We start from the raw sequence: 13241 nt of genomic DNA, 5'->3' as shown, positions 1-13241 counted from the left end.
GGGCGCGGCCTGGTCCTACTAACCGTGCGGCCGGCGGTGCGGATCCGCCTGCTGCACCCGGGCGGCGAAGTTCGAACCGGTGAGGTTCACGTGGTACCGGTCGCACCGAGTGCGCTCAGGGAGGCGTAGCCGGGGATGCCGTCGGGCTCGGTCTCCGCGTAGCCCAGGGCGAGCTGTTCCTCGCGGTAGGCGGTCCTGGTCTGTTCGCCGAAGAATCCGGTGGGGCCGCTGGGGATGGCGTGGCCCTGGTCGATCAGGGCCTGCTGAACGGTGCGGACGTCGTCGTTGCTCGCGCCGGGACGGAGGTTGGACAGGGAGACCATGGCCGGTTCGCTTCCTTTCATGTTCGGCTCGTGTCGTCAGCCCCAGGGGGTCACGGTGAGCCTGATCCGCGCGTCCTCCCCGAGGATCGGGGCGGCGGTGGCGGGCAGGGGGACGTGGCCGGCCCAGGAGCCCGGAACGAGGTCGTCGTCGCGAAGAGCGTGGCTGTCGGGCCGGTAGGCGCTGATCGGTCCGGTGATGGCGGAGTTCCAGCAGGCCGAGACCGCGGGTATCGGGGCGGCGGGGTCCGGGCGGACGTCGATCACCAGGATGTCGTCGAAGTCGGCGGTCTGCTCCAGATGGTCGGCGAAGCTCAGCAGACCGTCACGGCGCCGCAGCGACAGGATCCGCAGGTGTAGCGCGTACCGCATGGTGCCCGTGTCGTCCGGCCGGAGACTGCTGCACAGGAACGTCTCCGCCAGGGGGACCGTCGCCCCGTCGTCCGGGCCGCCGTCCGGCAGTTGCAGGGGGCACCAGTGGGCGCTCGTCCGCTCGTGCGTGACAATCTGCAGGCCGCGGACCGACAGCCGCACCTCGGCCTGCCACACCGTGTCGGGCCGCTGCGGCAGCCGGACCCCGACGAGCGCGGCCTCGGCCCTGCAGTCGCCGAACAGGAAGCGCCGCATGTTCTGGTAGCCCTCCTCGGAGTTGACGAGTCCGTAGCGCCCGCTGTGACTGCGGTGCACGTACGCCTGGTGGGTGTCGGGGACGTACGCGTTGCCGATCTGCACCAGGCCGTCGCTGCGCGGGCCGACCGTGGCCGCTGACAGGCCGTACGCCACGTCGTAGTCGGTCGGGTCGGTGCCGATCAGGCAGAAGACGCGGTCGGGGGCGTGGAACGTCCCCTCGTCCGGCATAGCGCGGGCGTCCCACCGCGGCGGCGGGCCGTCGGGATCCGTTCGCGCCTTCGGCGTCAGATACTCGTACATGCGTTCACGCCCGAAGATGTCCGCGCCGTCGATGCCGGTGACGTCACGCAGCCTCTCCAGCACACCGAAGCCGACGTCGAACGCGATGCCGCCGTGAGGGGTGCCGTAGGTGAAGAGCCGGCCCACGCAGTCGGCCGGATCGCGGCCGAGGTCCGGGAGGATCTTCTGGATCAGGCAGCGGCACACCAGGCCGCCCATGGAGTGCGCGACCAGGTGCACCCGTTCCGCTCCCGACTTGGCCCTGATCATGTCGATCAGCCGCAGCAGGTCCTCCGCGGCCGTCTCCAGCCGGAACGCCCGGGGGTGCCCGCCCCAGGTGGTCGCCGAGGCGTCGTAGAACCGGTGGATCCAGACGCTGTCGGGCGGGATGCTGTCGTGTCCGGCGAGATAGAGCTCCTGGCCGCCGTCGACCAGGATCCGGTAGCCCTCGTCCAGGTGCAGACGCAGCAGCGGGCTCTCGAACTCGTAGAAGCACGGAGCGTCGTCCGGCCCGATACGGACGTGGGTGGAGCCCTGGTTGAACCCGTAGAACGGATCCGTCACCACCTTGTCGATGCCGGCGGTGTCACCGGCGTATCCCCGGACGTAGACGATCGGCAGTTTCGGGGTCGGTGCCATGCGGTCCTCCAGGATCTGCATGTCGAGGCTACGGACGTGCCGTCAGCCCGGCGTCAATGGGGCGTCAATGCGGCGTCAGGCCGCCGTCGGCGTCACCGGCTCGTCAGGCGCCAACCGTGGCGGGCCGGCATCCGGGTGAAGCGAGCGAACGGCTCCACGCCCAGCTCCTCCCGCAGCCGCTGGAACGAGCGGTAGTGACGAACCGCTTCGCTGAGATTTCCTTCCGCGAGGTGCGCGGAGACGGCGGCCCGGTGCGCGCTCCCCCGGAGCGGCTCCGCGCGCACGCTCTCCCACGCCGCCTCCAGGGCGAGCGCCAGCCTGCCCTCGTGGACGAGCGCCTCGGCCAGCGCGTCGAGGGCGTGCAGCCGCAACTGCCGCAGGCGCTCACGTTCCGGCAGCAGCCATTCCTCGTCCCAGCCGGGCAGCAGGTCCTCTCCGCGCAGCAGCCCTTGCGGGAGCTGGGCGGCGGGCGGCGGCCCGCCGCCCTGGACGACACCGAGCGCGGTCTCGGTGAAGGCGTGCACGTCGACGTACAGGGTGTCGGCGCTCACGAGCGAGTCCCCGGAGCACCGGACCAGCGGCTGATCACCCCGCGGGAGCTTCCACGGGGTGGTGCGCAGGCTGCCCCTGGCGTGCTCCTCGGTGACCTCGGGCCACAGCGTCCCGGCGAGGACCCTGCGGGACACGCGTCTGCGCAGCGCGACGAACGCCAGCAGGCGCTGCCCGTTGCGGCACAGCTCGACCGGCTCGGCACCGCATTCCAGCCGGAAGTGGCCGAGCAGTCGCAATTGGGGAGGGGAAGACACCGTGAGCCTCTCGACAACAGTCTCGGCCGGTGCGGCGGGACCGTGCAACTCCGCGGTTTGCGGACCCGTCGGCCGACGACGAGACTCGGCAGGGGGAACTCCACCGAAGGCACGGCCGGTCTTCCGGAAAGCCGGCGGGAGGACCGAACCATGGGCGTTCTCCGTTTGCAGACGGACGACCCGGCGACCATCTCGTGGGGGCACGTCCAGGTCCTGCTGTGGATCCTGCTGTCCACCGTCGTGGCCATCGGGATCGTCCTGGTCGTCGCCCGGCGTGTGGTGCCGGGCCGCACGGTGTCGTCGAACAGCGTCGTGCGCAGCTGGGTGGCCATGGCACTGGTCACCGGCCTCATGGCGTTCTGCGCGGTGGCCTTCGCCGTACGGGACACCAACCTGCGCAGCACGCTGATCGGAGCGCTCGCCGCGGCCGTCGGGTCGGCGGTGGCCTTCTACTTCTCGGGCAAGGCCGCCGAGGATGCCCGCAAGGATGTGCTGAGCGCCGCCTTCGGGGGCGAGGAAGTGGTGCCCGACCTGATCAGGTGCACCAAGGACGAGGCCGCCGTGAAGCTGGGCGGGACCACGCTGAAGCTGGAGCTGGCACCCGACTCGGGGCCGTCCGCGGCACCGGCCGCCATCTCCCGCCAGGACCCCGCCAAGGGAGCCACGGTCCCCCGGGGCACGGCGGTGAAGGTGACGTTCCCATGAGCTGATGCTCCGTCAAATATTATTGAAGCGTCACTGGTTGATGATGAAAATGCCTGCTCGGGGGCCGGTCTCCGGTGGCGGGAACGCGTCGAAGGAGTGAAAATCGGGGGAGAGGTGGGCGGCGCGGCGCGGCGCGCACTGTTCTCACGACCTCGAACGAGGCGTTTTCCCATGCTTCTCCCCACGACACGTTCTGTCGTCCTGAGGTCCTTCGGCGACTTGCGCGACCCTTCCGTCGTGGCCCACCACGGCGGCGACGGTGGTGGCGGGGGTGGTGGTTTCCGCGGAGGCTTCGGCGGCCGCCGGCCCTCCGGCCGCGACCGCGGGCGGGACTCCGACGACGACGGGCCTCGCGGCCCGCGCGGTCCCGGTCCCGACCCCGGCCCGCATCCCCCGGACCCGGGAAGGCCCCCGGATCCCGGTCCGCCGGACAGCGACGACGTCACACAGAAGCCGATCCGGGTCGTGCGCCCGGCCGACATGCTCGTCGTCGACATCACCCTGCTCAATCTGCGCCTCGACGGCCACCGCCTGGTGCCGCGGGACCCGGGTGCGGCGGCGTTCCTCCTGGCGACGCTGCCACCGCAGCATGTCGTGGAGCAGTACTTCCCGGTGGGCAGTTCCGCCCCGACCGATCCCGTCGCGGCCTTCGCGTCGGGTCCGACGACGCTGGCCTTCTCGGCGCCGACCGACCCCGAGGGTCTGGACCTGTCGCTGGAGGCGTTGCTCGACTGGGGCCGCCGACTCGTGCCGTTGAAGGTTCCGGACGGCCTGCAGGCCCCGGACACCGCGGGGTCGGTGATCTTCCGGGGTGTCCCCGGAAGCGTCCTCGAATTCCCCACCCGGCTGCTGCTCACCTACGACGAACCGGTGGGCTGGTCGGTCCGGCCGCAGCCCCATCAGGCCGACGGACGCACCGCGCTGTGGCACGCGCGGCTGTTCGCCGCACGGGGCGGAGACGTACGGCTGCGGGCGTTCTCGGCGGTACGGGACCGCAGTCCGAACCTCGGCGACGACGGACCCCTCACCAGCCTGAACCGGGAGGACCTGGTCACCCTCACCAGCCGGGCCCGGCCCACGCCTCCGGGTGGTACGCCCACCGAGGCCCCGAACGCGCCGTTGCAGTCCGAGCAGTTCATCGTGACGCCGCTCGGCGCGTCGGCCCACCTGCACGGCGTCTGGAAAGCACCGCTCAAGGACGACGGGACCCCGCAGCCCGGGCCCTTCCCGGCCCTGGAGGCGTACGACCACATCACGGGCCTGGGACGGGACCAGTACATCCGCGTGGTCACCCGTGGCCGGCTGTGCACCGGTCACCTGGCATCGCACGTGACGGAGTTCCGGAGGGTGTTCGCCGCGAGCCAGCACGACGGGATCGTCGCCTACCTGCGGCGGGAGGACCGCATCATCGTCAAGCAGCCGGAGGTCCAGTACGACCAGGAGAAGCGCTACACGTTCGCGGGACGGGAGATGCCCTTCAGCAGCCTGCGCATCACCGACCGTGTCACACCGCTGATCAAGCAGCCGGACGTGCGGTCGGATCCGGGCGACAGGACGACGCCGATCAGGGACCACACCGCCTTCTGGGTGCAACTCGCTGCCGATGGCAAGGACTTCCTGTTCACCGTGATCGGTACGGACTGCGAGAACAGACAGGTCGGCTTCCAGATGCCACTGGTGTTCGTGCCCGACGGGCAACTCCTGACGCGGGCGCCGGACAACTCGCTGCAGCCGTGCGACACCGAGACGCTGTTGGGGAGTCTCTACCTGAAGGACCCGGACCGCAGGACCTGCGAGCTGCGCGGCCAGGTGATGGCCATGGCGCAACCACCGGGTGGTGCTCCCGGCAGCACCAGTCACGCGGTCGGCAGGCTGACCTTCGGCCTCGGAACCTTCGTACGCGCCACGGACGTGCAGCAGGACTCCGGCCGCTGCGTGGTCGGCATGCCCTACGTGCAGCGGGCGCAGGTACGCGTCGAAGCCGTCGAGCAGTTCACCGGGAAGACCGGTGACGTGGGGGTCGTGCCCAACGAGACCTATCTCGAGCAGGGCATGGCCGCGCACCCGGCCGGCGCCTACCTCACTCTCCAGCAACCGGTCACGCTCGCGATCGGGGCGGAGAAGGCCGGCGGGCTCGCCGGCCCGAAGACCGTGCTCGAACTGATCACCGCGCAGGCGGGGGTCATCCCGGACGCCTTCAAACGGGACCCGACGACCAAGGCCGTCGTCGCCGCGCTCGACCTGGACGCCATGAAGAAGGCGTTCGCCGGAGCGAACCTGCTCGGCATGATCCCCCTCGACCGGTTCCTGCGGGACATCCCGGCGGACCACCACGGCACTCTGCAGCAGCTGGACGACAAGCAGATCGACGACATCCTGGGAGACGTCAAGGGGGTGCTGCCCGCACCGGTGCTCCGGGTCCGTGACCTGGCGGACGGCCCTGGCAAGGAACTGCGCTACGTGTGGAAGACCACGCTGGGCGGAGTCGACGGGTCGAACGAAGCCGAGCAGAAGGGGCCGTCGCCGTTCCCCGTGAAGCTGAACGACGCCACCCTGACCCTGGACGCCCGTACCGTCCGCTCACCGGACGCCGTCGACCAAGCCACCGTGCGGGGCAGCCTGACCGACTTCGCGCTGGACTTCTTCGAGATCGCCGAGGTGCACATCGACGAGCTGAAGTTCGCCTCCGGCCCCGGCAAGAAGCCCGACGTCACGGCAGGCGGCGTGGAGCTGAAGTTCAGGGGCGCTCTGGAATTCGTCAACACCCTGCGCAGTGCGCTGCCCGCCGACGTCTTCGGGGCCGGTGCCTACGTGGACGTCGACGGCACAAGCATCCGGGCGGGCTACAAGTTCGCCGTCCCGGCCCTCGAGATCGGCGTCTTCACCCTGTCGAACGTCTCGCTCGCCGCCGAGCTGACCATCCCCTTCGACGGTCCCGTCTCGTTCCGCTTCTCCGTCGCCGAACCGGAACACCCCTTCAGAGTCACCGTGTCCCTGCTCGGGGGCGGCGGCTTCTTCTCCCTGCGGGTCGACACACGCGGTGTGCAGGAGATCGACGCCGCCATAGAGTTCGGCGGCGCCGCGGCGCTCGATATCGGGGTCGCGCGCGGCGGGGTCTCGATCATGGCGGGCATCCGCTTCACCCTGCAGAAAGGGGCACAGGACCGGATCGTCTTCTCCGGACATCTGCGCTGCAGTGGCTTCCTGTGCGTGCTCGGCATCGTGACGGTGTCCGTCGAGTTCAACCTCGAACTCACCTACGTGAAGCAAGGACGCCAGTCGGTGGTCACCGGCAGGGGAACGCTCACGGTCAGCGTACGGATCGCCTTTTTCAGCAAGTCCGTGTCGCTCGATCTCGAACGGAGCTTCTCCGGCGCCCCGTGCGACCCGTCCTTCGCCGACTGCGTTCCGCTGGAACCGCACTGGCGCGACTTCTGCAAGGCGTACGCCCCCCAGCCCCACGGGTGAGGTCCATGTCCAGGTCTTTCGAACAGCACATCAATTGGACGGTCCTCCCGGCCGGGCTCTCGGACGACGGCTCCCGGGTGCGGGTGCGGGTGTTCGTCGCCCCCCGGCTGCAGCCCCCCGACAACGGGAAGGCGACGCTGGCCCGCTTCCCCGACTTCCTCGACTGGCCGGGGAAGGTCACGGCGGCCACCTTCGAGTTCGCCACCACGCTCAGCGAGGTGCCGCCGCCCGCACCCGTCGCCTTCACCGGTCAGCTCCGGCCGCAGGGCCCGGCTCCGGACACGCATCTGTGGCAGAGCATCTTCCAGGCCGGCACCCAGCTGGAGAGGTTCCCCGACGACCCGACCCCGCCGGCACTGCGCAGCTACTCGACGCAGGGGGTCAGCGGGTACACCAGGGACGTCTATGCAAGGGCGGCCAAGGACTCGCCCGAGGCACCACCCGTGACCACGGAGGTGCTGCGGGACTGCAGCGCCGCCGTGAAGAAGGACCCGCGGAGCCGTCTGGAAGAGGCTCCAGCAGGAGGGAACGGGAACGGATTCGTGCCCGCGGAACTGCAGGACCTGATGGAGTTCCACAAGCCCTCGAAAGCCGCCCCGTCCACGGGCGACGGGACGCCGGCCGGAGCGCAGACACTGGCCGACGGACAACCACCGGCCGGTGGACCGCCGCAGGCCGGGCAGGAGAAGCCTCCGCCACCGCCGGCCCCACCTCCCACCGACTTCCATACGATGCTCACGTCACTCGGTGACCATCCCGAACTGCTGCAGCACCTCGGACTGGTGCTGACCTTCGAACTGACCGGGCTCCCCGAGTCCTCGGGCGAGCGGCTGCTGACCGTCCTTCCCCATTGGGACTCGGCGCTGGGCTCCGACTCGTACGACGTCGCCTGCCTCACCCGCTACTTCTTCGGCGACGACCCCTTTCACCCGGACCCGGCCGTACCCGTCCGCCGCATCTTCGTCCCCGCGGCGGCGCAGGCGCCGGGCACGGGTGGCCCGCTCGCCGAGCCGTCCCGCGGGCTCGTCCCGCTCGCCGGGCAGTTCACCGTCGAGGAGGCGGACATCGACGGCGCCGCGCTCAAGATGCTGGATGTCCCCGAGAACGCCACAGGACTGTCCCCGGTGCGGACGCAGGGGATCTCGCTGATCCAGGACGCGCGCGCGGCGCGACTCGGTACGGAGTTCCGCCAGGCGGCCGGACTCCACGCGGCCTTCAGAGGCGTGGTCCAGCAGCAGAGGGAGCAGACGTCGGCGCAGGACCCGCAGAGCCCGCAGGACCCTCAGGGTCCACAGGCCCCCCAGAGCCCCCACAGCGCTCAAAGTCCCCAGGACCCGGACGACCACGGATCCCCGGCGGCCCCGCCCGTCCTCACCGCTCAGGACCTGATCCGCGGACACCGGATGGACATCTGGGACGAGCAGCGCAATGCCTGGTTCTCGCTGCACGCACGCGAGGTGGAGTACCGGCAGGCCCGCGGCGGACCGGTCCTGCTGAGGGCCTCCGACGAAGGCTTCTTCCAGGCCCATTTGGCTTCATCGCCGAGCGATCCGGCGCTCCACGTACCCGAGACGCTGGCCGTCTGGCGCGGCTGGTCCCTGTCCGCGCCCTTCCCGGGCCTGGTGCTGGACACCGACGTCGGGGACCCCGACGCTCACAGGGCCCCCAACCCCCCGGTACCACTTACCAACGAGGCGCCGCCAGGACTGCCGTTGGAGATCACGGTCAAGCCGGCGGACGCCTCCCTGCCGACCCTGCGCTACGGCCACCGGTACCGAGTACGGCTGCGCACCGTCGATCTGACGGGCCACGGGCTCGACCTCGCGCAGGCCGATGCCCTGATGCACCTGCCCGGCGTCGCGGTCCCCGATCCGCCGCTGCTCTTCCGGCGGTTCGAGGCCGTACCGGGCCCGGCGGTGGTACCGAGACTGCAGCCGGCCGAGGGCGCCTCCACCTTCCGGATGGTGATCCGCAGCAGCCCCGGGGACCAGCCGCCACCGGCTGCCGCGCCCGGCCCCGCGGCATCCCTCCCCCGAGTGTCGCTGGCCAATGTCCGGCCCAGACTGACGAACGACGACGTCGTCGTCGTCCAGAAGGCACTCATGGCCCTGGGCCACGACCTCCCGCACGGCGCGGACGGCAAGTTCTTCGACCACACGACGGCCGCCTACGCCGAGGAGCAACGGGACCAGGGCTTCTTCGGGGCCGACGCCGACGGCACACCCGGCTGCCTCACCCTGACCGAGCTGGGTCTGAAGTGCGGTTTCACCGTCGACTGCGGACCCGGATCGCGCGGGGGTCCGATGCCCGGCGGCACGGCGGAGCAGTACGCCGCGCAGTTCAACAGGACCGGGCTGGTCACCGAGCGGGGCCACGCTCCCTACCAGGGTGTCGACGAACGCCACGTGGTGGCGCCGAAGACATCGCTGCGGTGCGTGGAGTGGCACGGACTGCTGGACGAAGCCATCGGCTCCACCGACCACGCCGTACAGAACGCGGTCTACGCACTGGCCGTACGCGAGAAGGACTCCCTGGACGACCCCGGCCCGGGCGTACAGCTGAAGCCCGTCCCCTCACCGGCGGCGGACCCCGAGCATCCGGCGGTGACCGCCCTGCACACGGGGGAACAGGTCGAGATGCGAGGCCTTCCCGACCCGCTGGCCCGTGGGGCCGTCCTGTTCGGCCTGCCGGGGGTGCCCGCCGGGCAGCCCTTCCCCGTCCCCTGGGACGGCGACGTCTGGCACCGTCCCAAGTCCTTCCGGCTCAGGCTCGCCGAAGGAACCGCGCCGCCCCGCTTCGACGCGGCGTCCCGGGTGCTGACCGTGTCGCTGCCCCAGGGCGCCACGGCCACCGTCCGCGTGAGCTCCGGCATCGACTTCGACGCCGACCTCATGGGCATGGCGTCATGGTGCACGGCGCCCCCGGAGCCGAAACCCGGACTCGCGGCACCGCCGGAGGAGGTGACCGAGGCGGGGAGAACGGCCGAGCGGCAGAAGGCCGAGCGCGCGCTTGAACTCGCCGCGGCCGGCCGCCACTGGATGTTCACGCCCTGGCACGAGCTGACCCTCGTCCACGCCGTGCAAAAGCCCCTGCGGACCCCCGTGCTGAACCTGTTCCCGCCGTCTCCGAAGAACCCGCGCGCCGAAGGGGCGACGGCGGAGCACCTCGCCGGCACCATCGCACTGGACGAGAACAGCACGGGCCGCGTCGATCTGGTCGCCGACTGGACCGAGGTGACGGACGAGGGCCCCGACGGCCGCGTCACCCAGCACATGACCGCGCCGGTGTTCGGACTGCTGACGGCGCGGGCCGTCCGGACCGGCACGCCCGGCGAGAAGCCCGCCGTCCTCCAGGACGGCGTCCTGACCTTCAGCACCGAGGCGGCCGAGGCGGAGGCCGCGGCGGGCTCGACGCCACTTATCGGGAAGCACGAGTTCGGCGACACCAAACACCGCGTGGTGCGCTACCGCCCGCTGGCCGGCAGCCGGTTCGGCGACTGCTTCCCGCCGGAATTCGCCGAGCCCGGCGCGGGCGAACTGACCGTGCGCGGCGCCGTGAGCACCCACTCGGTGCCCAGCAGCGCGCAGCCCACGGCACCGCGCGTCCTGTACTGCGTCCCCACGCTCTCCCTGGAGGAGGACCACGGGAAGCCCGGCGCCATCGTCCGGCGACGGCGCGGTGGAGGCATCCGCGTGTACCTGGGCCGTCCCTGGTACTCCTCCGGAGACGGCGAACTGCTCGGCGTGGTCCTGGGCGAGCCGCCCGGCGGCGATCCGGCATCCGCGCAGGACGCCTGGGTCACCCTGATGGGCCGGGACCCCCTCCACCGCTCCGCGCCCGTCGTGGCCCCGGCCCCTGAGGTGTTCACCAACACGGTCGGGGCGCCCGAGCCGCTCACCCTGAAGACGCCCAACGGACCGCTGCCCGTGACGGTCGTGGGGTTCACCCCGCAGTTCGACAGGGACGAGAAGGACGGCCGCTGGTTCTGCGACCTCGAACTGGACACCGGCGACACCTGTATGCCCTTCGTCCGGCTCGCCCTGGTCCGGTACCAGCCCGACTCGATCCCCGGACACGAGGCCTCACCGGTCGTCCTCGCCGACCTCGTCCGCACCCTGCCCGACCGCGAACTGACGGTCCTCCCCGGCCGGTCGCTCTCGGTCGCCCTCACCGGCCCCTCCTGGGACCCGACCGGTTCCCGGCCTCCGCAGATCACGGCCGCGTTGCAGCGCCGGCACGAGGCCGTCGGCGACGCGGATCTCGGCTGGGTGACGCTGGACGACACCGTCACCCCCCTCGTGTCGGTGGAGGCGGAGTCGACCGACAGACCGACCTACAGGGGCCGGATCGCGGTACCGCCCGCGCCGGGCGGGGCACCTCTGCGGCTGCTGGTCATGGAGACCGAGGGCGTCCCGCCCGACGGCCCCGCCCCGGCCACGCCCCCGGGACCGGTGATCTACTGCGACACCGTCGACCTCCCGCCCGTGCACGACGACCACGACGAGCCCGACGACCACGAGAACGACGACCGGCACGACCGCCGCGGCGACGGCGACGACCGACGCGGGCGCCACGGCGGCGGCTTCCACCACTGAGTCGACATTCCCTCGACGCGCACATCACCCCGTACATGCCGCAGCAGGAACAGGAGGAAATCGTCATGTCCGACGAAACACTGCAGGACACGCTGCCCAGTTCGCAGACCGACGCCGCCGACCGCTTCGAGGCTGCACCCGACCCCGACGGGACGCTGATCCCCATACCGAGGGAAGCGCCGGCCGGGACCCCCGTCCGGGACGACGCCACGATCAACGTCAGCCCGCGCCAGAACAGCGGCTACTACGTGACCATCTACAACGGACCACCCGAAAGCTCCTCGGAGATGGAGGAGTTCGTCGGGGAACTGCTCCAGGAAGCGTCACTCAAGCGGATCGCGCAGATGTTCGCGGAGACCGCGGCCGGTGGGGTCCTCGAATTCCTGGAGGGGCCCGTCGGCGTCGCCGTGTCGCTGCTCAACTCCAAGCCCACGATGAACGAGCAGTTCATCCGCACCAAACTGGACGACGGGACACCGGTCACCTACGCCGTGCTGTCGCCGGGACACTGAGCCGCGGACCCACCCCGGTGGGGGCCGCCGTGCGCCGTGTGCGCCGAGCGGGGTGACGGCTCGAGCTGCCGCCCCGCTCCGAGGGAGCGGTACCCGTGACCGCTCAGGCGCAGCCCCAGGCCGACATCCCCTGGATGGCCGCCAAGCGTCTGGCCACGGCGATCTGCTCCCTGCGCGTGGCCCCGTCGGCCCGGCTCGCCTACTTCAGGCCGCCGGCCGCCCCCAGCTTGACCGCGGGCCCCCGACGCCGGGCCAGTCACTGATCTCGGCTGCGGGCCTGCCACGTGACGGCGCACCTTCAGTCTTGCGGGCGACCGCGTTCGGCATCGACCTGTCGCCCGAGACGGTTGCGGTTGCCCGTCGCAGGCATCCGGGCTCGCGATTCGACGAAGGGTCAATGACCGACCGAAATTTGGCGGATGGCAGTCTTGGCGGCATCATCGCCTGACGTCCAGGTGTTGGGCGAGTGTGGTGGCGCGCCATCCGGCGCGTGCCAGGTCGGCCAGCAACCAGGATGCTTCGGCTTAGTCGGTCAGGGGGATGACGTCACATCGGCGCACCATCGAGGAGCAGACCGTGTGGTCCAGCATCGTCGCCGTGCTCGGCACCCTCGCCGGTGCCGCTCTTGCGGGCTACGCGCAGCGTGCGACAGACCGGCGGGCCCGTGACGCGGCAAACCGTCAGGAGGTGACGCGCGCAGTCGCGGATCTGCTAGAGGCAGTGGTCCGGCACCGGGAGGTGCACTGGCTGACCGTGGCCGCTCGGCGAGTGGGCGACGCCGAGACGAGCGAAGAGCGCTCCCGGCTGGCCTCAACGCGCAGCGCGGCAACCGTCGCACGGGACCGGCTAGGGCTCCTGGTACTCACGGATCCAGCGCTACTGGCTGCTGCTGAGACAGCCTGGAGGACGGCGATCAGACTTCCCGACATCGCCTTGGGCCCGGCAGCCGACGGGCGGTTCCGACCCGACGTCGAAACCGCCCTTGAGGCCGCCCGGGACCGTTCCCGGAGTGCGCATACGGCACTGCGGATCGCAGGGGCGGCGTACATCGACAGCGGTCACTGATCCTCTGGCCAGTAGCCTCTCCACGGAGCGAGAAGCGGCCACGCCCGCCAGTAACCGAAGGTGGCACGGTCCACTCCCAGGCTGTCTCGACCCGGGGACCTGCAGCATCTTCTGCGTCCGACGGGGTCCAACGGCCTGGATTCGACGGGCAGGGCGGACCCTCACGCACGGTTTCAACCACTTCCTGTTCGCCGAGACCACCGATGGCACCCCCGCCTCCAC

8 protein-coding genes and 1 pseudogene are annotated in these 13241 nt (G+C 71.0%); 5 read left to right on the top strand and 4 right to left on the bottom strand.

Annotated features, from left to right (window positions below; translation table 11 throughout):
* Nucleotides 1-86 precede the first annotated feature (86 nt).
* The 3 genes from B446_RS00840 to B446_RS00830 form a co-directional block, all read right to left on the bottom strand.
* Nucleotides 87-344, bottom strand: coding sequence for a peptidoglycan-binding domain-containing protein (locus B446_RS00840; RefSeq protein WP_237751100.1), 258 nt, complete (start codon nt 342-344; stop codon nt 87-89).
* A gap of 15 nt (nt 345-359) precedes the next feature.
* On the bottom strand, nt 360-1868 hold the full coding sequence (locus B446_RS00835; RefSeq protein ID WP_043477098.1) for an esterase/lipase family protein: 1509 nt from the start codon (nt 1866-1868) through the stop codon (nt 360-362).
* A gap of 92 nt (nt 1869-1960) precedes the next feature.
* A complete protein-coding gene (locus tag B446_RS00830; RefSeq protein ID WP_078614863.1) occupies nt 1961-2650 on the bottom strand; it encodes an AfsR/SARP family transcriptional regulator in 690 nt (229 codons plus the stop codon).
* A gap of 174 nt (nt 2651-2824) precedes the next feature.
* Between B446_RS00830 and B446_RS00825 the strand changes: the two genes are divergently transcribed.
* The 4 genes from B446_RS00825 to B446_RS00810 all read left to right on the top strand — a co-directional run bounded on the left by B446_RS00825 (nt 2825) and on the right by B446_RS00810 (nt 11954).
* Nucleotides 2825-3379 (top strand): PASTA domain-containing protein, encoded by a 555-nt coding sequence (locus tag B446_RS00825; protein ID WP_020937494.1) that lies wholly within the window; start codon nt 2825-2827, stop codon nt 3377-3379.
* A 219-nt stretch (nt 3380-3598) separates the two neighbouring features.
* Nucleotides 3599-6847, top strand: a complete 3249-nt coding sequence (locus B446_RS39850) for a hypothetical protein (protein WP_193384420.1) — start codon at nt 3599-3601, stop codon at nt 6845-6847.
* A 5-nt stretch (nt 6848-6852) separates the two neighbouring features.
* Nucleotides 6853-11442, top strand: a complete 4590-nt coding sequence (locus B446_RS39125) for a peptidoglycan-binding domain-containing protein (protein WP_020937492.1) — start codon at nt 6853-6855, stop codon at nt 11440-11442.
* Between the two features lie 65 nt (nt 11443-11507).
* A complete protein-coding gene (locus B446_RS00810) occupies nt 11508-11954 on the top strand; it encodes a hypothetical protein (RefSeq protein ID WP_020937491.1) in 447 nt (148 codons plus the stop codon).
* Nucleotides 11955-12057: 103 nt separating this feature from the next.
* On the opposite strand, the pseudogene B446_RS40030 reads toward B446_RS00810, so the two are convergent.
* A pseudogene (locus tag B446_RS40030) lies at nt 12058-12174 on the bottom strand (transglycosylase family protein); the annotation flags it as partial.
* Nucleotides 12175-12530: 356 nt separating this feature from the next.
* On the opposite strand from B446_RS40030, the gene B446_RS00805 reads away from it, so the two are divergent.
* A complete protein-coding gene (locus tag B446_RS00805) occupies nt 12531-13019 on the top strand; it encodes a hypothetical protein (protein ID WP_020937490.1) in 489 nt (162 codons plus the stop codon).
* Nucleotides 13020-13241: the final 222 nt, after the last annotated feature.

The sequence above is a fragment of the Streptomyces collinus Tu 365 genome (genome assembly GCF_000444875.1).
Lineage (GTDB): Bacteria > Actinomycetota > Actinomycetes > Streptomycetales > Streptomycetaceae > Streptomyces > Streptomyces collinus_A.
Note: the sequence above shows the minus strand (reverse complement) of the source record. Positions and strands in the feature narration are given on the sequence as shown.